Origin of the sequence: Microcystis sp. LE19-8.1F (genome assembly GCF_027531715.1) — a bacterium.
GTDB lineage: Bacteria > Cyanobacteriota > Cyanobacteriia > Cyanobacteriales > Microcystaceae > Microcystis > Microcystis wesenbergii_A.
Window position 1 is genome coordinate 1 of sequence record NZ_JAPZSO010000085.1, and the last position, 23145, is coordinate 23145.

Annotated in this window: 30 protein-coding genes; 15 read left to right on the top strand and 15 right to left on the bottom strand. The window is 45.2% G+C overall.

All coding sequences use genetic code 11. The features are described 5' to 3' along the window. Positions 1-520: 520 nt before the first annotated feature. From rpmE to O9334_RS09205, 11 genes are all read right to left on the bottom strand, one after another. Positions 521-754, bottom strand: coding sequence for a 50S ribosomal protein L31 (gene rpmE / locus O9334_RS09155; protein ID WP_002760058.1), 234 nt, complete (start codon positions 752-754; stop codon positions 521-523). 19 nt (positions 755-773) lie between these two features. Continuing rightward, positions 774-1187 (bottom strand): 30S ribosomal protein S9, encoded by a 414-nt coding sequence (gene rpsI, locus O9334_RS09160; RefSeq protein WP_002760057.1) that lies wholly within the window; start codon positions 1185-1187, stop codon positions 774-776. A gap of 4 nt (positions 1188-1191) precedes the next feature. Then, on the bottom strand, positions 1192-1647 hold the full coding sequence (gene rplM / locus O9334_RS09165) for a 50S ribosomal protein L13 (protein ID WP_002735375.1): 456 nt from the start codon (positions 1645-1647) through the stop codon (positions 1192-1194). Positions 1648-1771: 124 nt separating this feature from the next. Continuing rightward, positions 1772-2602, bottom strand: coding sequence for a tRNA pseudouridine(38-40) synthase TruA (gene truA / locus O9334_RS09170; protein WP_287999952.1), 831 nt, complete (start codon positions 2600-2602; stop codon positions 1772-1774). 2 nt (positions 2603-2604) lie between these two features. Further along, positions 2605-2955, bottom strand: a complete 351-nt coding sequence (gene rplQ / locus O9334_RS09175) for a 50S ribosomal protein L17 (protein ID WP_002766099.1) — start codon at positions 2953-2955, stop codon at positions 2605-2607. A 21-nt stretch (positions 2956-2976) separates the two neighbouring features. Further along, a complete protein-coding gene (locus O9334_RS09180; protein WP_045358500.1) occupies positions 2977-3918 on the bottom strand; it encodes a DNA-directed RNA polymerase subunit alpha in 942 nt (313 codons plus the stop codon). A gap of 193 nt (positions 3919-4111) precedes the next feature. After that, positions 4112-4504, bottom strand: a complete 393-nt coding sequence (gene rpsK, locus O9334_RS09185) for a 30S ribosomal protein S11 (protein WP_002735413.1) — start codon at positions 4502-4504, stop codon at positions 4112-4114. 39 nt (positions 4505-4543) lie between these two features. Then, the gene (gene rpsM, locus O9334_RS09190) at positions 4544-4927 is read right to left on the bottom strand and encodes a 30S ribosomal protein S13 (protein WP_002735415.1); all 384 of its coding nucleotides are present in this window, start codon (positions 4925-4927) and stop codon (positions 4544-4546) included. Positions 4928-5020: 93 nt separating this feature from the next. After that, positions 5021-5134, bottom strand: coding sequence for a 50S ribosomal protein L36 (gene rpmJ, locus O9334_RS09195; protein ID WP_012593611.1), 114 nt, complete (start codon positions 5132-5134; stop codon positions 5021-5023). A 127-nt stretch (positions 5135-5261) separates the two neighbouring features. Then, on the bottom strand, positions 5262-5492 hold the full coding sequence (gene infA, locus O9334_RS09200) for a translation initiation factor IF-1 (protein ID WP_002737109.1): 231 nt from the start codon (positions 5490-5492) through the stop codon (positions 5262-5264). Positions 5493-5955: 463 nt separating this feature from the next. Next, positions 5956-6222 carry a YciI family protein gene (locus O9334_RS09205; protein WP_045358499.1) on the bottom strand — a complete coding sequence of 89 codons (267 nt, stop codon included), beginning with the start codon at positions 6220-6222 and terminating at the stop codon, positions 5956-5958. 160 nt (positions 6223-6382) lie between these two features. On the opposite strand from O9334_RS09205, the gene O9334_RS09210 reads away from it, so the two are divergent. Together O9334_RS09210 and glcD are read left to right on the top strand one after the other, a co-directional pair. Next, entirely contained in the window at positions 6383-6934 is a 552-nt protein-coding gene (locus tag O9334_RS09210) for a 2'-5' RNA ligase family protein (protein WP_045358498.1), read from the top strand. Positions 6935-7363: 429 nt separating this feature from the next. Beyond that, the gene (gene glcD, locus O9334_RS09215; protein ID WP_287999957.1) at positions 7364-8830 is read left to right on the top strand and encodes a glycolate oxidase subunit GlcD; all 1467 of its coding nucleotides are present in this window, start codon (positions 7364-7366) and stop codon (positions 8828-8830) included. 251 nt (positions 8831-9081) lie between these two features. On the opposite strand, the gene O9334_RS09220 is transcribed toward glcD, so the two are convergent. Both O9334_RS09220 and O9334_RS09225 read right to left on the bottom strand, forming a co-directional pair. Next, a complete protein-coding gene (locus O9334_RS09220) occupies positions 9082-9846 on the bottom strand; it encodes a hypothetical protein (protein ID WP_287999959.1) in 765 nt (254 codons plus the stop codon). Positions 9847-10067: 221 nt separating this feature from the next. Continuing rightward, the gene (locus tag O9334_RS09225) at positions 10068-10823 is read right to left on the bottom strand and encodes a creatininase family protein (protein WP_045358495.1); all 756 of its coding nucleotides are present in this window, start codon (positions 10821-10823) and stop codon (positions 10068-10070) included. Positions 10824-10896: 73 nt separating this feature from the next. Between O9334_RS09225 and O9334_RS09230 the strand changes: the two genes are divergently transcribed. From O9334_RS09230 to phoU, 3 genes are all read left to right on the top strand, one after another. Further along, positions 10897-11649: a response regulator transcription factor gene (locus tag O9334_RS09230; RefSeq protein ID WP_190380615.1), complete on the top strand. Its 753-nt coding sequence runs from the start codon at positions 10897-10899 to the stop codon at positions 11647-11649. 47 nt (positions 11650-11696) lie between these two features. Continuing rightward, positions 11697-12989, top strand: a complete 1293-nt coding sequence (locus O9334_RS09235; protein ID WP_190380614.1) for a sensor histidine kinase — start codon at positions 11697-11699, stop codon at positions 12987-12989. A 149-nt stretch (positions 12990-13138) separates the two neighbouring features. Continuing rightward, on the top strand, positions 13139-13807 hold the full coding sequence (phoU, locus tag O9334_RS09240) for a phosphate signaling complex protein PhoU (protein ID WP_045358492.1): 669 nt from the start codon (positions 13139-13141) through the stop codon (positions 13805-13807). 47 nt (positions 13808-13854) lie between these two features. On the opposite strand, the gene O9334_RS09245 is transcribed toward phoU, so the two are convergent. Next, positions 13855-14724 carry an ABC transporter permease gene (locus O9334_RS09245; protein WP_190380613.1) on the bottom strand — a complete coding sequence of 290 codons (870 nt, stop codon included), beginning with the start codon at positions 14722-14724 and terminating at the stop codon, positions 13855-13857. A 312-nt stretch (positions 14725-15036) separates the two neighbouring features. Here O9334_RS09245 and O9334_RS09250 point away from each other — a divergent pair, with 312 nt between their 5' ends. The 8 genes from O9334_RS09250 (at position 15037) to O9334_RS09280 (ending at position 21474) form a co-directional block, all read left to right on the top strand. Further along, positions 15037-15513, top strand: coding sequence for an NAD(P)H-quinone oxidoreductase subunit N (locus O9334_RS09250; RefSeq protein ID WP_002747620.1), 477 nt, complete (start codon positions 15037-15039; stop codon positions 15511-15513). Positions 15514-15715: 202 nt separating this feature from the next. After that, positions 15716-17158 carry a glutamate--tRNA ligase gene (gltX, locus tag O9334_RS09255; protein WP_287999961.1) on the top strand — a complete coding sequence of 481 codons (1443 nt, stop codon included), beginning with the start codon at positions 15716-15718 and terminating at the stop codon, positions 17156-17158. 261 nt (positions 17159-17419) lie between these two features. Next, the gene (locus tag O9334_RS09260) at positions 17420-18502 is read left to right on the top strand and encodes an ATP-dependent 6-phosphofructokinase (protein WP_045358489.1); all 1083 of its coding nucleotides are present in this window, start codon (positions 17420-17422) and stop codon (positions 18500-18502) included. Between the two features lie 234 nt (positions 18503-18736). Next, complete coding sequence (locus O9334_RS09265) at positions 18737-20149, top strand: class I SAM-dependent methyltransferase (protein WP_287999964.1); 1413 nt, start codon at positions 18737-18739, stop codon at positions 20147-20149. After that, positions 20149-20319 (top strand): AvaI/BsoBI family type II restriction endonuclease, encoded by a 171-nt coding sequence (locus O9334_RS09270; RefSeq protein WP_287999966.1) that lies wholly within the window; start codon positions 20149-20151, stop codon positions 20317-20319. Before O9334_RS09265 ends, O9334_RS09270 begins: the two co-directional genes overlap by 1 nt. Further along, positions 20292-20402: an AvaI/BsoBI family type II restriction endonuclease gene (locus O9334_RS22860; RefSeq protein ID WP_353737883.1), complete on the top strand. Its 111-nt coding sequence runs from the start codon at positions 20292-20294 to the stop codon at positions 20400-20402. The genes O9334_RS09270 and O9334_RS22860 overlap by 28 nt, the downstream gene beginning before the upstream one ends. A 359-nt stretch (positions 20403-20761) precedes the next feature. After that, positions 20762-21070, top strand: coding sequence for a type II toxin-antitoxin system HicB family antitoxin (locus O9334_RS09275; protein WP_287999968.1), 309 nt, complete (start codon positions 20762-20764; stop codon positions 21068-21070). Continuing rightward, positions 21067-21474, top strand: coding sequence for a type II toxin-antitoxin system VapC family toxin (locus O9334_RS09280; RefSeq protein ID WP_079209337.1), 408 nt, complete (start codon positions 21067-21069; stop codon positions 21472-21474). The genes O9334_RS09275 and O9334_RS09280 overlap by 4 nt, the downstream gene beginning before the upstream one ends. Before the next feature lie 121 nt (positions 21475-21595). Here O9334_RS09280 and O9334_RS09285 read toward each other — a convergent pair whose 3' ends face one another. Beyond that, entirely contained in the window at positions 21596-22408 is an 813-nt protein-coding gene (locus tag O9334_RS09285; RefSeq protein WP_287999970.1) for a PEP-CTERM sorting domain-containing protein, read from the bottom strand. 180 nt (positions 22409-22588) lie between these two features. Between O9334_RS09285 and O9334_RS09290 the strand changes: the two genes are divergently transcribed. Beyond that, positions 22589-22864, top strand: a complete 276-nt coding sequence (locus O9334_RS09290) for a BrnT family toxin (protein WP_287999972.1) — start codon at positions 22589-22591, stop codon at positions 22862-22864. Beyond that, positions 22845-23102 (top strand): hypothetical protein, encoded by a 258-nt coding sequence (locus tag O9334_RS09295; RefSeq protein ID WP_079209336.1) that lies wholly within the window; start codon positions 22845-22847, stop codon positions 23100-23102. Before O9334_RS09290 ends, O9334_RS09295 begins: the two co-directional genes overlap by 20 nt. Positions 23103-23145 lie beyond the last annotated feature (43 nt).

The following is a 23145-nucleotide window of genomic DNA, read 5'->3' on the forward strand; positions in this document are numbered from 1 at the left end:
ACAGACATGGCTTTTTTTCTCCCCTCGCTCTACGGCACTCACTGCTTTCTGTCTTAAATCATCACTATAGGGTGCTGCCATGAAAGCTTCTCCTCATTTCTTTTTCTCTATTATGTCCTAACTATCCCGCTCTTTGCTATAAATCTGGGAGCGAGTCTAAAAATAGGGTGTAGGGAACGGGATTTGATCGCCAATACCGCATCAGATTATACTTCATCTTTATGAGAAAAGCAGTATGAAGACAGGCACTGATGCAAAAGGGGGAATAAATAATCAGTTTTTAATAACCAGATTTAGTAAGCTAAGACGCATTTAAAGCGCTTATTCTTAAGATTAGCCGAATCTCCCCCAATCCCTTTACTGTTGCCTCTTGCAAGAGTGCCTCTTGCCTCGTCTCAACCAGCAATTTAAATGCGCGGGCAGCTTATCAGTGCAGAAATAATGACCCTACCAGCCTAAAAATAGCAAAAAACCCGGCGGGAAAATCTCCCCACCGGGTCAAAAAGGCAAAAGTAAAGAATTATTTCTGATCGGCCTTTTTGCTTGACTTATCGCCCATTTTGTACTTACGCAAGAAGCGATCGACCCGGCCCTCCGTATCGATCATCTTCTGGGTTCCCGTATAAAAAGGATGATTACCCGACCAAACCTCCACATGAATTTCTGGTTTTGTCGAACCCACCGTCATCACCAGTTCACCATTACAGATCACCTTGGCTTCCGGATACCAAGTAGGATGAATTTTTTTCGGCATAATAAACCTCTCTATTAACCTAACGTTTCGAGTATTGAGGCGCTTTGCGCGCTTTGTGAAGACCGTATTTTTTCCGTTCCTTCGCCCGGGGATCCCGAGTCAGATAACCTTCACTCTTGAGGGGAGGACGATTTTCCGGCGCTAATTGACATAAAGCTCTAGCGACACCCAATTTCACCGCGTCCGCTTGGCCGGTCAAACCACCGCCCTCGGCCTTAACGATGATATCATACTCGTTTTCCAGTCCCAAAGTCTCCAGAGGAGCCTTGATCGTCTGGATATAGGTGGGAATGCGGTTAAAATGGGTTTCTCCATCGCGACCGTTAACGGTAATTGCCCCCGTCCCCGGCACGAGACGCACGGCAGCGACCGCCGATTTGCGTCGTCCCGTTCCCCAATAAACTACCTTATTTTTACTGTCCGTGGCTTGCATTGACTTAATTTCCTCCTGCGGGAATCGTATTAATCGCTAAAACTTCCGGTTGTTGTGCCTGATGGGGATGTTCCGCACCGGCATAAACTTTCAGTTTCGTGAACAATTTCCGACCTAAGCTATTTTTCGGGAGCATTCCCTTAACAGCGTGTTCGATAATCCGTTCGGGAATGCGTTTTTGCAGTTTATCGAAGCTTTCTACCTTCATACCACCCGGTCTGCCGGAGTCGCGGCGATAAACTTTCTGTTGGCGTTTTTTGCCCGTCACCGTCACTTTTTCGGCGTTAATAACAATGACAAAATCCCCCGTATCCAGATGGGGGGTGAAAGTGGCTTTATTTTTGCCCCGTAGAATCATAGCGATTTCGGTGGCCAGACGACCTAGACGCTGATCGGCCGCATCAATGACGTACCATTTCTGCTCTAGAGTCTCTAAATTTGGTAGAGGTGTTTTGTTCATGGTGAGTTTGCCTTGGTTTACAAAAATAATTTTTTTTATTGCCGACCTGGGTGTTGGGGGGTTAGGGTTTTCGGGTTTTCGGGTTTTCGGGTTTTAGTTGAAATTCCCCTATTCCCCCATTACCCTATTCCCCTATCCCCTCTGCTCGGAAATAATAAAGAGGCTGAGTCTCGAACCAGACGCTATCGGCAAAGGGAAAATCGGCGTAACCCACCCGCAGTAAACATAGTCCTTTAGCTGGTGCGGCGTATTTGACCAATTCTCGGCGCTGATTGACCCAGATGTCGGTAAAGTTTTCTAGCGATCGCTCACCAGTTCCCACCTCCACCAACATTCCCACCAATAGGCGCACCATCCCGTACAAAAAGCCATTGGCTTGAATTTCCATCTGTACAAATGGCCCTTGACGGTAGCATTCCACCCCTTGTACTTCTACCCAGGAATGGTCACGACTAGAGTTAGCACGGTGAAAGGCGGCCAGATGGTGCTTACCCAATAGGGGCTTTAAGGCCCTGGCCATCAAATCGGCATCGAGGGGACGATGGTAGTAGTGCCAACTAAAGGGGCTAACAAATAGATTGGGGATGGGGTCGGTATAGAGGGTGTAACGATAACGTCGCCAGAGGGCCGAGAAACGGGCGTGCCAGCGATCGGGAACCCGGCGCGAGGCCCGGATGACGATATCGTCATCTAGCCGAGCATTGAGAACCTTGGCCCAATGGGAAGGTGGGATCGGACTCTGCTGCTCGAAATGGGCAACTTGGGCGGCGGCGTGAACACCGCTATCGGTACGTCCGGCCCCGTGCAGAGTGACGTCATGACCGAGAATATCGGCCAGAGCCTTCTCGATTTCCTCCTGCACGCTCCTGTGATCGGGTTGCCGTTGCCAGCCGTGGAAATTAGTTCCCACATACTGGATAACTAGGGCGATCCGCGACTGGTGGCAAGCTGTCATCTTTACATCAGTTCGATAATCGCCATGGGGGCATTATCCCCGCGACGGCGCAGGGTACGCACGACCCTGGTATAACCGCCGTTCCGGTTGCCATAACGGGCCTGGGCGCCTTCAAAAAGGGCGTGAACCAGTTGTTTATCGTAGATGTAGCCCATAGCTTGGCGACGGGCGCTCAGGGAACCGTCTTTAGCTAGGGTGATAATGTGGTCTACCTCTGCTCGCACCGCTTTCGCTTTCGCTAGGGTGGTGGTGATCTGACCGTGGCGAATTAGCTGGGTGGCCAAGCTGCGCAGCAGTGCCTTTCTTTGGTCAGCCGGCAGACCCAATTGAGGCACTTTACACCGATGTCTCATGGTATTTTCCTGGAATTGGGTTTACTTGCTTTTTTCTTGGGGTAGGGTGATTCCTAACCGTTTTTGTAGGGCTTCAATGACTTCTTCCGCCGATTTCTGCCCAAAGTTTTTGATTTCTAAGAGATCTTCTTGGCTGTAATCGAGGAGGTCGGCTACGGTGTTGATCTGCGCTCGCTTCAGGCAATTGTAGGCGCGCACGGATAATTGTAGTTCCTCGATCGGAATTTGGTTTTCTTGGTTGATCTCTTGGTCGTCAAAGTTACCGGAGGATTCGAGGGCGTTGAGATCCTTGAGCGGGTTAAAGAGATTAACTAGCATATCGGCCGCTTGGGAAAGGGCTTCTTTGGGGTTAATGCTCCCGTTTGTCCAAATTTCTAAGAGCAGACGATCCTTAGCTTGACCGCTTTCGGAACGGATATCTTCGACGCTATAGTTGACTTTGGTTACGGGCATAAAAATCGAGTCGATTTGCAGAAAGTCTAGCGAAGTGGCTTCTTCTTTACTGCGATTGATCGCCCGATAGCCTTTGCCTTTTTCCACGCGAAATTCCATCTCTAGCTTGGCTCCTTCGGCTAGGGTGGCGACGTACTGATTGCGATCAACTATCTCGATTTCTGAGGGTAAATCGAATTGTGCCGCCACTACCGTCGCCGGTCCAGTTGCCACTAAACGCCCGATCTGGGTTTGATTGGTGTAGCTTTTCAGGATGATTTCTTTCATGTTGAGCATGAGTTCCATCACGTCCTCGCGTACTCCCTCGACGGTGGCAAATTCGTGATTGACTCCTGCGATCCGCAGGGCCGTCACGGCCGCCCCTTCCAGATTGGAAATGAGAATCCGTCTCAGGGCATTGCCTACGGTTGTACCCTGGCCTCTTTCTAGAGGCTCTAGTACAAACTTACTGTACTGACTCTGATTCTTGTAAGTTTTTGCTTCTACACACTCGATTTGAAATTGCGCCACCGATTGACCTCCCTTGTTCAGTTTTCAGTTATCAGTTATCAGTTATCAGTTTTCTTTGGCTTTCAGCGTTTAGCGTTCGGCGTTCAGTTTTTTGAGCAGATGGTCTTTGACGACCCGATTCTGCTGCTGATGCGCTCAAAGCTAACGGCTGCCAGCCTCAAGATCCCTGTCCCCTGAAAAAGCTGTTCACTGTTTACACTCTCCGGCGTTTGGGAGGACGACAACCATTGTGGGGGATGGGGGTCACGTCCCGGATCAGGGTGATTTCTAATCCTGCTCCTTGCAGGGCCCGGATGGCGGTTTCCCGTCCTGCCCCGGGGCCGCTCACCATCACCTCTAGTTGACGCATTCCCTGTTCGATTGCTCGGCGGGCGGCGTTATCGGCGGCGGTTTGGGCGGCGAAGGGGGTTCCTTTTTTGGCTCCTTTAAAACCACTCGATCCCGCCGATGCCCAAGAGATCACATCGCCTTTGGTATCGGCGATCGTGACAATGGTATTGTTGAAGGTCGATTGAATGTGAGCGACTCCGGTAGGAATATTTTTCTTCTGTTTTTTTGGTCCGGTTTTTTTGGTTGGTCGCGCCATAGTTTTTCTTGATTGGGGGATATCGCAATGAATAAAAAATTATTTCTTGGAGGGGGCTTTTTTCTTCCCTGCCACTGTCACCCGACGACCGCGACGGGTCCGCGCATTGGTTCGCGTCCGTTGCCCGCGCACGGGTAATCCTAGCCGATGCCGACGACCTCGATAGGTGCCGATATCGGCGAGGCGTTTGATGTTCATCGCCTCCCAGCGTCTCAAATCCCCCTCGATTTGATAATTTGTTTCGATATAAGTCCGTAGCGCCGCCACGTCTTCATCGCTGAGATCCTTGACCCGAGTGTCAGGGTTAACACCCGTCGCAGATAAGACTTCTTGGGAACGCGATAGACCCACTCCGTAGAGGTAGGTCAGGGCGATTTCCACACGCTTATCGCGAGGTAGGTCTACACCAGCTATCCTTGCCACGCTTTTTCTTTCTCCCTATGAACGATTTTTTTTCCAAAAACGACTACAATTAACGGTAACGATTCTCTGCCCCAAGACAGTGACTTTGGTGGATTAACCTTGTCTCTGCTTGTGTTTGGGGTTAGAACAAATTACCATGACTCGACCGCGCCGACGGATGACGCGGCACTTTTCGCACATTTTTTTGACAGACGCTCTAACTTTCATGCCTAACTATTCTGGCAACACTGCAAGCTTATTATTATATCAGATTTCTTTTACCCGTGTCACCTATTTTTTTTAAATAAATTTGGCCGCTGATTAGACTTTTTGGCTTCTTTGCCCCCATTTGTCCCTATTTTTTCTGATTTTTCAAGCGATAGGTAATTCTGCCTTTGGTTAGGTCGTAGGGGGTCAGTTCCACTTTGACTCGATCGCCGGGGAGGATTTTGATATAATTACGGCGGATTTTGCCGGATATATGGGCTAAGACGTTGAAACCGTTATCTAAATCCACCCTAAACATGGCGTTAGGCAAGGATTCGGTGACGGTTCCTTCCATTTCGATCAGATCTTGTTTAGACAAAGTTAATTCCTCAATTTCACTAGAGACAATTTAATTTAACGCTCGGCAGCATCAACCGTGCTTTTAGCACAATTCCCCCAGTATAGCTGATCAGTGATCAGTGATCACTGATCACTGATCAGATGTGAGTTTTCAGTTCACAGCAAAAAGCTCCCCATCTTCCCTCTCCCCCCGCAACGGCTCGACTGAGCATCGCCGAACGTCGCGCACGAAGTGGTCTCCCGACTCCCCACTCCCCACTCCCATCTCCCCACTCCCAGGCAGTATTAACAAGTAATATTTAGATAATCAACAGCTTAACATTGCTGTCTTTTCACTGATTACTGATTACTTTTCACTGTTCCCTGAAAAGCTCCCCACTCCCAGGCAGTATTAACGAGTAATATTTAGATAGTCAACAGCTTAACATTGCTGTCTTTTCACTGATTACTGATTACTGATTACTGTTCCCTGAAAAGCTAGATTATTCTACGACAATTCGCCATTCATGAAGTTCGTATTCCACACAACCATTCTCGATTAAAGGGTCGCGAACTATAATTGCTTGGGCTTCCTCAAGAGAATCGGCCTTAAATAATAACATTCCGCCGCCCCTTTCTGCCCAATAACCGGTTTTTGCTGCTCGTCCTTGGCTAATTAAATCACGCACATAGTCCTTATGGGCGCTGACATAGCGATCGAAGGTAGCTTTATCAACAATGCCTTTTTCTATCTTGACAAACCAGGTCATAAATTCTCAGTAGGCTAGGACGGATTAACAACCATATAATTATACCGATTAATCTTGGCTGTCGATGGTGCAATGTAACAGAGATATACAATTAGCTAGAGTTGTGAAAGACTGCTAGAATCGAGGTGACAGCTTCATTTCTGTAGCTTTGCTTGTTTCCATGAATCAACCCCAGGGATCTCTATTTTTTATTGCGCTTTTGCCGCCGCCGGAAGTACAGGAAATTGCCACAAAAATCAAGTTAGAGTTTGCAGAAATTTACAATAGTCGCGCCGCCCTGAAATCGCCTCCCCACGTCACTCTCCAACCCCCTTTCCGGTGGAATTTAGGAGAATTACCAGATTTAGAAAGATGTTTAGAGGAATTTGCCCGCTTGCACTCTCCTATTCCCCTAATTCTCGAGAATTTTGCCGCCTTTAAACCGCGAGTCATTTATATTAATGTCCAGAAAACCCCAGAATTATTAACCCTGCAAAAACGGCTTTTACAGCAGCTAGAATCTTCCTTGAATATCAGCGATAATACCTCAAAAAGCCGGGCTTTTGCGCCGCATTTAACCGTTGGCTTCCGAGATTTAACTAAAGATAATTTCTGGAAAGCTTGGTCAAAATATGCTAATCAAGAGCTATTTTTTGAGGTGATAATCGATCAAATTACCCTCCTAATTCATAACGGTAAGCACTGGCAAATTTATCGGCAATTTTCTCTATAATCCAGACCCTTGCAGGTTTCTGCGGGTGCATATCATTTTTGTAAATCTACTAAGTTGGGATTTTTAAGGGGAAACTCTCTACTAAAATCGGGCGTTACTTTCGATTTTATCACTCAATCCAAGCTTTTGGGGGGTTCTACCCCCCAAACCCCCCGTTGGGGGCGTGGCGCCGCCCCCAAACCCCCCGCGCATTAGTTTTTCGGTGAGATGCTTACAGACAGCTGCTGATATATCTGTAATAATTTAAAAGTCACTGATAATTGCTGATTGTCGGTATTGCTGCAAGTGCGAGATGCACCCGATTTCTACAGAGGAAGGGGTTATAGTGCTAAAATAGGAGAGAGCAGTTTTTAAAGCTTCATTTCTGGCTTTTTTGCGAAATTTTAACCTATAGAGCGATTTTATGGCGACTCCGCCGCCCTGAAACCTATGTTACTCAAAAATCCCCCGAAAATCTCCCCCAATCTGATCAAACAGCTAGAAGCGATCCTCGGTAAAGATGGTGTCATCCGTCGCAAAGATGAATTATTAACCTACGAGTGCGATGGTATCACAGGATACAGACAAAGACCTGCTCTTGTGGTACTGCCCCGCAGCACCGCAGAAATTGCGGCGGTGGTGAAACTCTGTCACGATAACGAGATTGCCTGGGTAGCGAGGGGTGCAGGAACGGGCCTATCGGGGGGGGCGTTACCCTTAGAAGAGGGGATTCTCATCGTCACGGCGCGAATGAATCAGATTCTCAGGGTTGATTTAGATAATCAAAGGGTGGTGGTACAGCCCGGGGTGATTAATAATTGGGTGACGCAAGCGGTAAGCGGGGCGGGATTTTATTATGCACCGGATCCCTCTAGTCAAATTATCTGCTCGATCGGTGGTAATGTGGCGGAAAATTCCGGCGGGGTTCACTGTTTAAAATACGGTGTCACTACCAATCACGTTATGGGCTTAAAAATCGTCCTTCCCGATGGTTCAATTATCGATGTGGGGGGTGCGGTACCGGAACAACCGGGCTACGATTTAACCGGTTTATTTGTGGGTTCCGAGGGAACTTTAGGCATTGCCACGGAAATCACCTTAAGAATCCTGAAAACTCCGGAATCTATCTGTGTTTTACTGGCTGATTTTACCAGTATCGAGGCGGCGGGCCAAGCGGTGGCGGATATTATTAAATCGGGAGTGATTCCGGCGGGGATGGAGATTATGGATAATCTCAGTATCAACGCCGTGGAAGACGTGGTAGCTACCGGTTGTTATCCCCGGGATGCCGAGTCAGTTTTATTAGTGGAATTGGATGGTTTAGGGGTAGAAGTAGCCAGGAATAAACATCGGGTTGCCGAGATTTGCCGTCAAAATGGGGCGAGAAATATCACCACGGCTAATGATGCCGAAACCCGCTTTAAACTCTGGAAGGGCAGAAAAGCGGCTTTTGCGGCGGCGGGGAAAATTAGCCCTAATTATTTTGTGCAAGATGGGGTGATTCCCCGCACTCAATTGGTGTATGTTCTTCAGGAAATTAAGGCTTTAAGTGAAAAATACGGTTATAAAATCGCCAATATTTTCCACGCCGGGGATGGCAATTTACACCCGTTGATTCTCTACGATAACAGGGTAGAGGGGGCCTGGGAAGAAGTGGAGGAATTAGGCGGTGAAATTCTCAAGCTTTGTGTGCGGGTTGGGGGCAGTTTATCGGGGGAACACGGTATCGGCATCGATAAAAATTGTTATATGCCCGCCATGTTCAACGAGATTGACTTAGAAACTATGGGCTATGTGCGGGATTGCTTTAATCCCAAGGGTTTGGCTAACCCGGGGAAATTATTCCCCACCCCGCGCAGCTGTGGGGAAGCCGCTAATGCGAAAATACAAGGCTTTGCGGGGGTGGATGTGTTTTAGGTTATTGGTAATACCAATTTTCTAAACTAGCGGCAGAGATGGCTAGTTAAAAAAGGCAATAGGCAATAGGCAAGAGGCAAAAGGGGGAATAAATAATCAGTTTTTAATAACAGAATTTAGTATACAGCGTTTCTCAGATAGATGAGGTTCGTTCTTGCGTCTAAAACACTTGATTAGCAAGGATTACTCTGTGCTTCACCTTTACGAGAAAGGCTGTAAGTATTGACTGATGACTGATGACTGATGACTGATTACAGTCCAGCTTGGGGTCCTAGGGGCAGATTGATATTAGAGGGGAAAACTGGGACTTGTCTTTCCAGAAAACGCTGGGTGACTAATTCTCGGAACATCTCTAGATCTTTTTGCCATTGTCCCAGATATTGTTTGAGCAGATTTAATCGATCGCTGCCCTCGGCCAGATTATAGTTAAAGTTACCGGCAAATAATAGCGCCGCTAAGGTTTGGCCATCGGGTAATTGCAATTTTGCCTCGTTAATCGCCACGGATAGCTGAGAGGTTTCTAACTGATAAAGTAGATTGATGCCGGCTTGTAGGGGGGCTGTACCGAAATTGTGCCAGGGACCGGGGGCCAGAAGAGTTTCGGTGATGTATTTTTGAGCGGCATCGGGACTACTAGGGAGAGGAACAATGCTTTTCGGGGCGATACTCAGGGCTTGATATTCGGCTAAAGGGAGTTTATCTAGATATAAACCAACAATTTCTGGCAGTTTCAGTTTCAGGCGATCGGGAGAGTTAATTATCTCCACAAAGGTAATTTTCCGGGGTTGGGCGACGATGCTGATACCATTTTGAAAATTAACTTGAGCGTAATTAGGATTGAGTACCGGCTGGCCATTCAATTCCCAGTCGGGGGGAACTATTCCCGAATATTTGAGGAAATCAACCGTTAGCATGGCGGGATTGAGGCTTTTGGCTGTAATTGCGATGGCAAGTTCTTGTATTTCCCGCAAACTAGCCAGTGGTTGATTGGAGTTATTGTCAGTGAGGGCAATCATCAATTTTCTCCTTGCATATTTAAGTTTTCTTTCTAAGCAGGTGGGTGTTAAAAACTGTCAGATACCCCCCTTATTAAGGGGGGATTAAGGGGGGATCGGCACCCCCCTTATTAAGGGGGGATTAAGGGGGGATCAAAGACAAAATCTATCTTCAATTTAATTGAAACCAGTTACTTAGGGCTACAGTTAAATTATTCCGGGTCTCGGAGGCCTAGTCACTATCACTCGGACAAAGGACAAGAGAGCCATTCCAGATAAGTATTACTCAATTCTTTCACAGCTAATTCATAGAACCTCTGACCGTGTTCGGGAGTCGCTAAAGCAGGATTGGACCCAATACGACCATCGGGGTAGTTTTGGCGAAAATTAGCCGCACCGTAAATACCATGACCAGAAGCCACTTTTTCCGATAAAAAGGCGTTTTTAAGGCTCTCAGGGTAAAGATACTGAGTTAACGCCACTTCGCTCGGTGTAGCGTGGGAACCCTCCTGATCTCCATACAATTCTTTGGCTAAAAGATAAACTTCTCGCACCATAAACCAATTGGCCACTTGACATTTAACCTCGTTTGTGTTAGGCAAATTGAGGGAATCCAAATGATAATAGGTTTCCGAAAAAGCGGCTTTTAGGGTGGCAATATTGCCCCCGTGACCATTAATAAAGAAAAATTGACGAAAACCCGCTCTAGCTAAACAAGTCACATAGTCGAGGATGACTTGAATCAAAGTGCTAGGACGAAGGCTAATCGTACCGGGAAAAGCCGTGTGATGTAGGGCCATACCGACATTTAAGGTGGGTGCTACCATTGCTCGTACCTGTTTCCCCACTCCTTTAGCGATCGCCTCAGCACATAGAGCATCTGTACCAATTAGTCCCGTCGGCCCGTGTTGTTCCGTGGAACCAATGGGAATAATAATTCCCTGAGATTGTTCTAGATAGGATTCCACCTCTAACCAGGTAGATAACTGTAATAACATTCGGCTCTACCCCCCAAAACGAGTGCCGGTTGACAAATTGAGATAAAATTAGGACGAATAATCAAGTATTTTTATGTTAACCCTTGACACCCCCCCCTTGTCGGCGAGTACGGATTTCGTTCCCAATCATCGGATTTTAATCGTTGAAGACGAAGAAGTGATTCGGGATATGATTATTTTGGCTTTGGAAGAAGAAGGTTACGAGGCGCTCGGTGTTAGTGATGGTCGCGTTGCCCTAGAATTACTGCAAAGTCAAGAATCTAATCACGGTGAGTCTCGTTTTGATTTGGTCGTTTTGGATTTAATGTTACCCCAAATCAACGGTCTTGATATCTGCCGTCTGTTGCGCTATCACGGCAATATTATCCCGATTTTAATTTTAAGTGCTAAGGCCAGCGAAACCGATCGAGTTTTGGGTTTAGAAGTGGGTGCCGATGATTATCTGACTAAACCTTTTAGTATGCGCGAATTAGTCGCTCGTTGTCGCGCTCTCATTCGTCGTCAAGGATTTACTTCCCTAGCTGCCGCTCCCGTGCGAAAATTCCGCGATGTTCTTCTCTATACCCAGGAATGTCGGGTGACGGTGCGAGATGAAGAAATTAACCTTTCTCCTAAAGAATTCCGTCTCCTCGACCTATTTATGAGTTATCCGCGCCGAGTTTGGTCAAGAGAGCAATTAATTGAACAAATTTGGGGGCCAGATTTTTTAGGAGACACCAAAACCGTCGATGTTCACATTCGCTGGTTACGCGAAAAACTAGAAATCGATCCCAGTCAACCGGAATACCTGATTACTGTACGCGGTTTCGGTTATCGTTTTGGCTAGGTGAGCGATTATATTTTCAAGTTTAGCGATCGCCGCTTTCTGGGATAATGACTATTTTCGCTTTTATTTTCGGAGTAGTTTTAGGTTTGAGTATTTGTTATTGGCAAGTCTCACGCTTAAATAGAGAGTTAAAGCGAAACCTAAGCGCTCTCTCGGATTCGGTGGATTTGTCGGCCTCTTTTCCCGTTACCTCCCTAGTGCGTCGAGAATTACAGTTTCTCTCCCAAAGTCTGCAAGAGCGAGAAAAGAGTTTAGAAATTCAGAAATCCTTGCTAGAAATAGCGCCGATCGCCTATCTTCATATAGATGCCGATAATCAACTGCTCTGGTGTAATCAACAGGCAATTACCCTCTTAAAACTCGATCGCTGGCAGCCAGATCAGGTACGTCTGCTGCTGGAATTAGTGCGTTCCTACGAATTAGATCAATTAATTCAAGAAACTCGCCAAAAACAGAGTCCACAGGTGCAAACTTGGACTTTTTACCCGACTAATTATCCTGTCACTCCCATTAGCGATCGCCAAGTGATTGCTCCTAAATCGATTGCCTTGAAGGGTTACGGTTATCCCTTGCCAGAAGGTGAAATCGCTGTATTTATCGAAAATAGACAGCCTTTAGTGGAATTATCGCAAAATCGCGAGCGAGCTTTCTCTGACTTAACCCACGAGTTACGCACTCCCTTAACCTCCATTTCTCTCCTCACCGAAGCTTTACAAAAACGCCTGCAAGCTCCCGAAAGACGCTGGTTAGAACAAATGGGGAAAGAAGTGGAGCGTTTGAGTCAATTAGTCTGCGATTGGCTAGAAATCAGTGAATTACAAGCGGATGCGGGGCGATCTTTACAATACCAGATAATTAATCTAGAGGAATTAATCAGCGCTGCTTGGCAGACTGTCACCCCAATAGCCGCCCAAAAACAGATTAGCTTAGATTATTCCTCTCCGGTGGATTGGACGCTGGAAGTGGATCATTCTCGTCTGCTGCAAGTTTTCCTGAATCTCTTTGATAATGCCATTAAGTATAGTCCCGATCGGGGGGAAATTCGCCTAGAAATTCGGGAAATATCCGATACTATCGGGAAAAAATGGCTGAGAATTGACGTTATCGACAACGGGAAGGGATTTAACGAAGCGGATCTGCCCTACGTTTTCGATCGCCTCTTTCGTGGTGATCCTTCCCGCACCCGTCAAAAACAAGGCAGCAAGGATCATAGTACCGGTTTAGGTTTATCGATTGCCAAAGAGATTATTCAAGCCCACGGTGGTTCGATCGTCGCTCAAAATGATCCTAACACCGGTGGCGCTCGCCTACAAGTCACTCTCCCCCGTCAAAAAAATTAGGTGGGAATTATGAATTATGAATTATGAATTATGAATTGGGGAGAGGGGAGAAAAAATTCTGTCAAGTTCTCTAGACAACTGTGCAAAATCTAAAATTTTCTTGTTATGACTGTAGAGAAAGAGTAGTTTTATGTTAAGCGAATCCGACCGTGAGCCTATCCAAAGAAACCAATCATCCCGATCGCACCTATTTCGCTCGTTCTCTCCAGCGATTGGAGCAGGATGTGCTGAGAATGGGAACCTTGGTCGAAGAATCCTTTCGTCTTAGCCATCAATCCCTCTTTGCTAGGGATTTGGAAATGGCGAAAAAAATCGCCCCCCTCGATAAGGAAATCGATCGCTACTATCGTCAAATCGAGTTAGATTGTGCCACTCTCATGACTCTACAGGCTCCCGTAGCCCAAGATTTGCGGCTTTTAAGTGCTTTTATGCAATTAGTGCGCGATTTGGAACGGATCGGCGATTATGCCAAGGATTTAGCCGAAATAGCACTCAAGTTATTCGCCTATACTCCTCATGATTGTATGAGTGAGATCGAGGCTATGTCCCACCATGCTCAGTATATGTTAGCCACGAGCCTGGTTGCTCTGGCCGACCTCGATCAAGAAGCGGGTTCAAAGGTCAAAGAACTAGATAATACGGTCGATCGAGCCTATGATTATCTCTATCACACTCTCGCCCATCAAAGAGATATCAAGGGTGTGGTGGAACCAATCCTGCTGATGGCTTTACTAATCCGTCATCTGGAACGCATGGCCGATCACGCCACCAATATCGCCCAAAGGGTATCCTACATTGTTACTGGACAGAGAGGCTGAGGGTGTGGGGTCCTGAGTTGATTTCTCTCGAACTCTGACCCTCGCTTTTAGCGTTTACGACTCAGGGGGTTTACAATTTCACTTAACCCCTCTCCCAAGAGGGATAAACCCACCACCATCGTGGTCATCGCTAATCCGGGGAATAAAGTGGTCCACCAGATACCTGTAGATAAATCCGCCAAAGCTTCCTTGAGATCATGACCCCATTCCGGCACTTCTTCTGGTAATCCTAAGCCTAAAAAGCCTAAACCGCCTAAAACCAGGATCGCATCCGCTGCGTTGAGGGTAAAAAGAACCGGGACACTTTGGACGACATTAAAGAAAAGATATTTTGATAGTATCCGGCTAGGACTGGCACCGATCGCTCGTGCCGCTTCGATAAATAACTCATTTTTGACGCTGGCGGTTTGATTTCTGACCACGCGAAAATATTGAGGAATATAGGCAATGCTAACAGCGATGGCTACATTGACGATACCACGACCCAAAACGAAGGCCAGAGCCACCGATAATAATAACCCCGGCAAGGTGTAGAGGGTATCCATGAGAAAGAGGAGAACGCGATCGATCTTACCCCCCAAATAACCGCTAATTAACCCTAAAGGAACCCCGATGACTAAAGATAATCCTGTGGCCAAAAATACCACGGACAAGGCCGCCCGGGCCCCGAATAGGGTGCGGGAAAAGACATCGTAACCGCGCACATTCGTCCCGAACCAATGGGCGGAACTGGGGGTTTGTAGGGGATAATTGCTTAAAATGTCGGTTGGATCCTGAATCAGGCCGATCGCTTGTAGAAGGGGCGAAAACAGGGCAATCAGGATAAAAATAATTGTCAATACCAACCCCACCCCTAGTAGCTTAGTGGTTAGGTTGGGTTTCAGAAAAGGATCGATCGGCAATTTAACAGGAGTCATCGACAAAATTTAGCCATTGCATAGAACGCTAATTGTAGAAGACAAGGCTAACCTGAGACAAGAGCAGTGTTTTTTTCAGACAGCCGGGGCCGAAACGACCATAAACCAGAGCAAGACTGCTAAAGCTAAAACAGTTAGTTTAATCAGGATATAAAGCAGTCCGTTGGGATAAAGGAGATCGTGAAACATATTGCCTCCTTGGGAGAGTAGCGATTGTCTCTCTCTATCTTTGATCTTAAGTCTTTCTTTGTTCACCTGACGCACAACTTAACAAAACGTGCGATTATAGGGAAAAAGATTTTTTTACTAGCTATGGCACTACTGACCACAGGAAAACCATTTATTCGCGATCTGGAACAATACGGCGCTTTAGGTGTTTACGCACCCTTAGAAGGGGGTTACGAGGGACGCTATCAAAGACGTTTACGGGCCACCGGTTACAATGTCCTGCATATCACCGCTAGAGGTCTGGGCGATTTAAGTGCCTATCTTACTGGCATTCATGGAGTCCGTCCCCCCCATTTAGGTAAAAAAAATATTGGTCGGGAAGCAGCCGTGGGACCGGTTTATTTTATTCCTCCCATTGCTACCTATCAATTGGAAAATTTACCCCCCAAATCTAAAGGTTTAGTGATTTGGATTATTGAAAGTTTTGTTTTATCCTCGGAAGAAAAACAATACTTAATTAATCTTAGTCAACAGGAACCCCGGTTAAAATTTGTCCTCGAATTGGGTGGGGAAAGATATTTCCGTTGGCAACCTTTGAGCAAATCTTTAATCGCTGCCTAAATTACCGAAATAACACGGTTATTTAAATATCTCATCCTCAAACCCTCTCCCCGGAGAGGGAAACTTCATTTATTGAGAGTTTCTTGTTCCTCCCTCACCCTTTGGTAGCTATTCATTTAATTTTCTTAATTTTGCCAGTTGACCTAGGTGAATTTGCCATAATATGGGATATCGTTGCCGCAAAAAACCTAGGAGTTAGATCGTGACAGTTAGAGTTCGTATTGCCCCCAGTCCCACGGGAAATTTACACATTGGAACAGCGCGCACAGCCGTGTTTAACTGGCTTTTTGCCCATCATCACCAGGGTAAATTTATCTTGCGCGTGGAAGATACAGATTTAGAACGTTCTCGACCAGAATATACGGAAAATATTCAAGCGGGCCTACAATGGTTAGGACTGAATTGGGATGAAGGTCCTTTTTTTCAAACTCAACGCCTTAATTATTATCGTCAGGCTATTCAAACCCTGCTCGATCGAGGTTTAGCCTATCGTTGTTATTGTACCCCGGAAGAATTGGAAAAAATGCGGGAAGAACAAAAAGCCCGCAATCTTGCCCCCCGTTACGATAATCGTCACCGTTATCTCACCCCCGAACAACAAGCGCAATTCGAGCAAGCGGGGAGAAAAGCAGTAATTCGTTTTATTATTGACGATGATCGAGAAATTATTTGGCAGGATTTAATCCGGGAAAAAGTCATCTGGAAAGGTAGTGATTTAGGTGGCGATATGGTGATCGCTCGTACCTCGGAAAATGCCGAGGAAAACTTCGGTCAGCCTCTTTATAATTTAGCGGTAGTTGTTGATGATATCGATATGGAAATTACCCATGTTATTCGTGGGGAAGATCACATCGCTAATACGGCTAAACAAATTCTTTTATACGAAGCTTTGGGGGCAAAAGTGCCGGAGTTTGCCCACAGTCCTTTGATCTTAAATCAGGAGGGTCGCAAGTTATCTAAACGGGATGGAGTCACTTCGATCGATGATTTCCGAAAACTGGGTTTTCTGCCGCAAGCTTTGGTTAATTACATGACTCTCCTCGGTTGGACTCCTCCCGATTCCACTGAAGAAATTTTTACCCTTGAAACGGCCGCAGAAGTGTTTAGTTTAGAACGGGTAAATAAAGCGGGGGCAAAATTTGACTGGACTAAACTGGATTGGATTAATAGTCAATATCTCCATCGTTTAACCGGTGAGGAATTAGTGCCTTTACTTCTCCCTTACTGGCAAGAAGCAGGGTATAATTTTGATGCTGAAACCGATCGAGCTTGGTTGATCGGTTTGGCTACTCTCATCGGTCCGAGTTTAACTCGTTTAAGCGATGCTGTCGCCGAAAGTCGTTTACTTTTAACCCCTCTGGCTAATTATAATCAGGAGGCTTTAAGTCAATTACAATTAGAGGGAGTTAAGGATATTATCAAGGATATTCTCGCCGCTATTACTCCCGATTTGACCGGAGAAGTTGCTAAGGGAATTGTGGAGACCACAACTAAAGCCCATCGGGTTAAAAAAGGTCTAGTGATGAAGTCGCTGCGGGCCGCTTTGATGGGGGAGTTACACGGTCCAGATTTAATGCAGTCTTGGCTACTTCTCAATCAAAAAGGTTGGGATCTATCCCGTCTTCAGCAAGCAGTAAATAGTTAAATTGATTGGCTATCAGTTATCAGAAAATTTTCTGTATATTAGGGTTGACAAATGCCCTAATATTGCTATATACTTTCTAGTATAATGGGAATCCGTGTCGCCCTGCATACCCTGCTCGTGATCGATTACTGAGGGGATGGTGGCGAATTTTTCGTTTTTTTCCCCTAGCTGTCAGGGACGATCTAGAAACTTTCTTAATTTTCAGGCATTATCCACAACTTTTACCTAAATATAGATTTGTTAATCTCCTGACAAAAAGCTATGGGTGAAAAAAAACGAATTGGAATTCTCACCAGTGGTGGCGACTGTGCGGGTTTAAATGCCGCCATTCGTGCCGTTGTCCACCATGCCAGTGGCAATTATGGCTGGGAAGTGGTGGGTATTCGAGAAGCAACGAACGGATTAGTTAGCCGTCCCCCCAAAACCACTATCTTTGATATTGAAGGAGTCGATCGCCTGTTGGTGATGGGAGGAACAATTCTCGGTACTACCAATAAAGGGGATCCCTTCGCTTTCCCGATGCCGGATGGAACCCTGATCGATCGCTCTCAGGAAATCATCGACGGCTATCATAGTCTGGGACTGGATGCCCTGATCGGCATCGGTGGCGATGGTAGTCTGGCGATTTTGCGCCGTATTGCCCAACAGGGAGGCATTAATCTGATTGGTATCCCCAAAACCATCGATAATGATGTGGGAGCTACAGAAGTCTCCATCGGCTTCGATACAGCTACTAATATCGCCACAGAGGCCCTCGATCGCCTCCATTTTACCGCCGCTAGTCATAACCGGGTGATGATTCTAGAAGTTATGGGTAGAGATGCCGGCCATATCGCCCTGGCTGCCGGTATTGCGGGGGGGGCCCATATCATTCTCATTCCCGAAATTCCCTACCGATTAGAGAAGATCTGCGAGAAGATCCGGCAACGGCAGCGTCTGGATAAACAGTTTTCTCTGATTATTGTCTCCGAGGCTGTGCGTACCGAAACTGGCAATCGCCTAGTGCAAAAGGAAGCCCTAGGGGAAGATCGTCTCGGGGGTATCGGTCGCTATTTAGCCGAAGAAGTTGCCAGGGAAACCGGGGCCGAAACGAGAGTGACTTTCCTGGGCCACATTCAACGGGGGGGTATTCCTTCTCCGATGGATCGCTTACTGGGGGCGGCTTTTGGCGTGGCGGCCGTGGATCTGATCGCCCAGGGAGAATTCGATCGCATGGTGGCCTGGCAAAATCGGCAAGTGGTCAGTGTTCCCATTGAGGAGGCGATTAAAACCTATCGCGTCGTCGATCCCGAAGAAACTTTAGTCAAAACCGCCAGGGGTTTGGGTATTTGTCTAGGGGATTGAGATTAAATCTAGGGGAATCGGTGCGAGAATTAACCCTTAAGTAGGTAGGTGTTAAAAACGATCAGTTCCCCCCTTATCAAGGGGGGATTAAGGGGGGATCGAACCTAAAATCTATCTTCAATTTAATTATAACCAGCTACTTAAGTATCGCCCTTTCCCCACCGATTAAAATTACCCCTCAAATAAAGATAAACTCTGATAATTATTTTTCGGCAATTTCGCCAGTAAACCTAAATGATTAATAGTTCAGTTAATCTAGCAGAAAGATTGTTAGAAATTAACAATCTTGATCGAGAATTATTTAATTATTTTCAAGAAAAATTACTTTATTCTGAGCAATTATCTCGTACCCTAGTGAGTTTTCAAGGTAATAAGAACCAACCGGTTTATCGCTGGTATAAATATAAAGAGGGTTTTTCCGTTGATCTGATAGTTTATCTTCTAGAAAAATATGGTATCAAACAAGGAAAAATACTAGACCTTTTCGCCGGCAGCGGAACAACTTTGTTTGCGGCGGCGGCCAGGGGTTTATCAGCAGATGGAATAGAACTATTGCCGATTGGACAGGAATTAATTATTACTAGACAAATTTTAGAAAATGGCTTAAATAGTGATGATATACATCGTCTAGAGTACTGGTCTAACCATAGCCTTTGGCAACAGGTAGATTACAAAGTTAAGTTATTAGAATTACCAATTACTCAAGGAGCATATCCCCAAGAAAATCAGGCTTGTATAGAAAGTTACTTAGGGTTGATTGCCCAAGAGAATGAGCGAGTGCAAGCGATCTTAAAATTTGCCTTACTTTCTATTCTCGAATCAATTAGCTATACTAGAAAAGATGGTCAATACCTCCGTTGGGATTATCGTTCTGGTAAACAACAGGGCAAAAATATATTTGACAAAGGGGAAATTTTAGACTTTAAAATTGCCCTACATAGCAAGTTACGAGAAATTCTCGCAGATTTAGAGCCTAGTCAGCAACAATTGGAACTTTTTTCTAGAGATTATCCTCAGGGAAAAATTCAACTATATCAAGGTTCTTGTCTTGAGATTTTGCCAGAGATTTCCTCAGAAAAATACGATTCTATTATTACTTCTCCTCCTTATTGTAATCGCTATGATTATACTCGTATCTACGCTTTGGAATTGGCTCTGTTGGGAATAGATCAACTACAATTAAAACAATTACGTCAACAAATGCTTAGTTGCACTGTTGAAAATAAACCCAAAGAGTTACTAAAAATAAGTGAACATTGGTCGCCAGCCATTGCCATAACTGATCGTCAAAAATTATTAGAAAGTGTCCTGGATTATTTAGAGGAATTAAAATCAAGCAAGGCCTTAAATAACCATGGTATTCCTCGGATGATTAGGGGGTATTTTCTGGAAATGTCTTGTCTAATTTATGAATGCTTTCGGGTTATGAAATCCTCGGGTATTTTCTGTATGATTAATGATAACGTGCGCTATGCGGGGGCTAGTATTTCTGTAGATTTAATTTTGTCAAAAATTGCCGAAGAAATTGGATTTAAAGTAGAAAATATTTTAGTAGTTCCTCAGGGAAAAGGTAATAGTAGTCAGCAAATGGGATGTCATGGTAGAGAATCTTTAAGAAAATGTATTTATGTGTGGAGAAAGCCTTAATGGAAAAACCCTATCTCTTGCATTTAAACCAAAGTTGTGATTTGGAGACTACCTATGAAGCTATCCGTTCAGGATTTATTGCTCTAGCCTTAGAAAAAAATCAGAGAGCTACTCCTTTAATTGCAGAAGCAAGAACCTTAAAATGGCTAGGGAAATTTATCAGCAATTAGAGACGAAAAAACTCACCAATGCCCCTAACTTAACCAATGATAATCTACTGGTTTCAATTATGCGTTGGCTATGCCATCTTTAACCTAGTTAACAGCTAGAAAACTACAACTCAAATAAAGAAGTTATTTCACCATTAAGATAACTGCTGTAATTAACTTCCGTTATGGAATAAAATTACAATATAGTCATTTCAATTAAGATTGAGAATATCAATGCCAGAGTCCATAAGAGTTTAACTGGTCTAGAGTGTATCAGACTTATCTGAAATGACTATAAGATAAACGCCGACAAATATACACACTTCTCCCACCCTGTTGTATCAAAAGCTACAATTTAATAAATCTTTACATTTCTCGACTGGCGATTCACGCAGTTGGCCAATCTCCATTCCTACAAATTACAATTGAGTTAAGATATTCATTTAATTTAAACAGGTGAGCGATGAAATCAAAAGTCAGTATTGAAATAGAAAAGAGAGAAGGAAGATATTCTGCTTACAGTCCTGAAATTACAGGATATATAGCAGAAGGAAATTCTTTAGATTCAGTCATTGATGCTATAAAACAAGCCATCCAATCCCATTGGCATCAACAGGAAGAAGAATCCAGCAAGACAACGGCCCAATCGCTTCTCGAACTTTTTGAAAATATTACAGCCGGCATGACCGAAACAGAAATCAACAATTTGCCGAGGGACGGCGCACAAGAACATGACCACTATATCTATGGTATTCCTAAAAGCGATTCATGAGAACTATCTTTGCTGATACATTTTATTGGACAGCATCCATCAATCCTAGAGATAATTGGCACGGTCAAGTAATTGCTATTACTCGCACCTTAGAACAATTTTGTCTCGTGACAACTGAAGAAGTTTTAGCAGAGACTTTGACTTTTTTTTCAGCTTACGGGAGTCAGATGAGACAGCGTGCTTGTCAACTTGTTCAAGGAATAATAAAAAACCCCAATATTCAGGTAATCCACCAAACTCATGAATCATTTTTAGCGGGTCTAACTCTTTACCAAAATCGTCCTGACAAAGAATATAGTCTCATTGATTGTATCTCTATGCAGACGATGCGAGAACTGGAAATTATCGAGATATTGACCCATGATAAACATTTTACTCAGGAAGGTTTTGTCATTTTGCTATAGTGCAATTGCCCTCGATTCTTAAGGTATTTAATCAAGTTAATAAAGCAAAAAAATAAAACCCCCTCAACTGACTGAATGAAGGGGCATTTATAGTATTTTCGGTGGGCAATTTAGCCTACTTTTATGGTTTGAGTTTGCGCTTGAGGGTTGAAGCTGCGCCGAGGGTGCCGAGGGCTAGGAGACCGAGAGTTGAGGTGGGTTCGGGAACTGGTGGAATCTGTGTCTTCAGGCTAAGAATAAAGCTTCCACCATCCCCAGCAAGTGTTAGGCTAGGATTTCCCCTTAGCTTGATGTTCAAGGCGGAAAAAGTCCCCAATAACTCCACAGAACCGTAAGCGGAACGAGCACCAGTAGTCGGAGGGGTAGTGGAGGGAGGAAGACCAACGCCAGTCAACGGATTCGCATCGGCGATGATTTTGTTCGTGGTATCGACTGTTAAGCCATCGCCGCCACCACCGTTACCGCTCAGTAAATTGAGTGCGATCGAACCATTGCTGGGATCGGAGAAATCATAGATCATCCCGTCAAGGTTGGCAACGTGAAAGGTGGGATTGGTCACGGGCGAGCTAAACTGAATCTTTAAAGTCGCAGTCTGGCCAGTCTGATTAACCATTGTATAACCTACCCGATCACCTAAACTTTGGGATGGAGTATAGATGCTGCTGTAGCTGTATTGAGGGGTAGTATTATCGATTGTTGTTCCTTCCCAACTTGTTGGGTTAATACCTGCAATCGTAAAGTTAGGTCCGCCACCAGCGAGTATAGAACCTGTAACGTTGACTCCCCCTAGGGTTCCCGCGAATGTTCCTGTGCCTGGTCCCCCAGCGGTAAAGGTATTCAAGTCAAGGAAAACTACTGCTGCTTTCGCTTGGGGGGTCGCGATGAGGATACTGCTTGTGAGCGCAGTGATGGATAACAGTGAAACAAATTTCATTTTTTAGTGGTTTTAAGATAAACGCCGAAAATCATACACACTTCTCCCCCCCCCGTTGTATCAAAAGCTACAATTTAATAAATCTTTACATTCCTCTCCCCTTAGTCCCTCGCCTTCGGAAGCGATAGGTTAGCATAGAGTGGGTGAAAACAATTTTTCTCCATTGATTTCGGGTGTCTCATGGGTATTCAATGGGATGAAGCCAAACGACAGCGAGTTTTAACAGAACGTGACATTGACTTCACTCGGTTAAACGATCTGCTTTACAAACCTTACATCGAAGACCAACGCTCTGAGCAGCCAGAACAATATCGAATTGTTGGCTTTGCGGGCGGAACGTTAACAACATTCATCGTAGAATACAGAGTCGATGAAGTCGGTGATTACATTTGGGTTGTCACCGCTTGGAAATCAACTAAACAGGAGCGCAAAAGCTATGAGGAAACAGTCAACTGAAATTAAAGATATTGAGGAAATTGCTCAACAAGCACATCTAGGGAAAGATGTCTCTGAGCATTTCACAGGTAATTTTCAGGTTAAGCAACAGATTAATCTTGATTTTCCCCCGGAATTACTACGAAGCATAGATGTAGAGTGTCAATTGCAGAACATGAATCGTCAGGATTGGATCAAGATGGTTTGCGTTGAAAAACTCCGTGCAATTCAATCTAGCAGAATAGCCAATACTGTTTAGTGGGGTCAAAGTATCCTACGCTACAATTTAATAAATCTTTACA

Bases quoted from the DNA above. Each gene is read 5' to 3' on its own strand.
- O9334_RS09225 (WP_045358495.1), bottom strand. From the start codon at position 10,823: ATGTTATTACAGTTATCTACCTGGTTAGAGGTGGAATCCTATCTAGAA.
- O9334_RS09245 (WP_190380613.1), bottom strand. From the start codon at position 14,724: ATGACTCCTGTTAAATTGCCGATCGATCCTTTTCTGAAACCCAACCTA.
- O9334_RS09290 (WP_287999972.1), top strand. From the start codon at position 22,589: ATGGGTATTCAATGGGATGAAGCCAAACGACAGCGAGTTTTAACAGAA.
- O9334_RS09230 (WP_190380615.1), top strand. From the start codon at position 10,897: ATGTTAACCCTTGACACCCCCCCCTTGTCGGCGAGTACGGATTTCGTT.
- O9334_RS09275 (WP_287999968.1), top strand. From the start codon at position 20,762: ATGAAATCAAAAGTCAGTATTGAAATAGAAAAGAGAGAAGGAAGATAT.
- glcD (WP_287999957.1), top strand. From the start codon at position 7,364: ATGTTACTCAAAAATCCCCCGAAAATCTCCCCCAATCTGATCAAACAG.
- O9334_RS09285 (WP_287999970.1), bottom strand. From the start codon at position 22,408: ATGAAATTTGTTTCACTGTTATCCATCACTGCGCTCACAAGCAGTATC.
- rpsK (WP_002735413.1), bottom strand. From the start codon at position 4,504: ATGGCGCGACCAACCAAAAAAACCGGACCAAAAAAACAGAAGAAAAAT.
- rpsI (WP_002760057.1), bottom strand. From the start codon at position 1,187: ATGCAAGCCACGGACAGTAAAAATAAGGTAGTTTATTGGGGAACGGGA.
- O9334_RS09295 (WP_079209336.1), top strand. From the start codon at position 22,845: ATGAGGAAACAGTCAACTGAAATTAAAGATATTGAGGAAATTGCTCAA.
- O9334_RS09280 (WP_079209337.1), top strand. From the start codon at position 21,067: ATGAGAACTATCTTTGCTGATACATTTTATTGGACAGCATCCATCAAT.
- rplQ (WP_002766099.1), bottom strand. From the start codon at position 2,955: ATGAGACATCGGTGTAAAGTGCCTCAATTGGGTCTGCCGGCTGACCAA.
- rplM (WP_002735375.1), bottom strand. From the start codon at position 1,647: ATGAACAAAACACCTCTACCAAATTTAGAGACTCTAGAGCAGAAATGG.
- truA (WP_287999952.1), bottom strand. From the start codon at position 2,602: ATGACAGCTTGCCACCAGTCGCGGATCGCCCTAGTTATCCAGTATGTG.
- O9334_RS09265 (WP_287999964.1), top strand. From the start codon at position 18,737: ATGATTAATAGTTCAGTTAATCTAGCAGAAAGATTGTTAGAAATTAAC.
- O9334_RS09235 (WP_190380614.1), top strand. From the start codon at position 11,697: ATGACTATTTTCGCTTTTATTTTCGGAGTAGTTTTAGGTTTGAGTATT.
- O9334_RS09220 (WP_287999959.1), bottom strand. From the start codon at position 9,846: ATGATTGCCCTCACTGACAATAACTCCAATCAACCACTGGCTAGTTTG.
- rpmJ (WP_012593611.1), bottom strand. From the start codon at position 5,134: ATGAAAGTTAGAGCGTCTGTCAAAAAAATGTGCGAAAAGTGCCGCGTC.
- rpmE (WP_002760058.1), bottom strand. From the start codon at position 754: ATGCCGAAAAAAATTCATCCTACTTGGTATCCGGAAGCCAAGGTGATC.
- O9334_RS09270 (WP_287999966.1), top strand. From the start codon at position 20,149: ATGGAAAAACCCTATCTCTTGCATTTAAACCAAAGTTGTGATTTGGAG.
- O9334_RS09250 (WP_002747620.1), top strand. From the start codon at position 15,037: ATGGCACTACTGACCACAGGAAAACCATTTATTCGCGATCTGGAACAA.
- O9334_RS22860 (WP_353737883.1), top strand. From the start codon at position 20,292: ATGGCTAGGGAAATTTATCAGCAATTAGAGACGAAAAAACTCACCAAT.
- O9334_RS09210 (WP_045358498.1), top strand. From the start codon at position 6,383: ATGAATCAACCCCAGGGATCTCTATTTTTTATTGCGCTTTTGCCGCCG.
- O9334_RS09205 (WP_045358499.1), bottom strand. From the start codon at position 6,222: ATGACCTGGTTTGTCAAGATAGAAAAAGGCATTGTTGATAAAGCTACC.
- O9334_RS09260 (WP_045358489.1), top strand. From the start codon at position 17,420: ATGGGTGAAAAAAAACGAATTGGAATTCTCACCAGTGGTGGCGACTGT.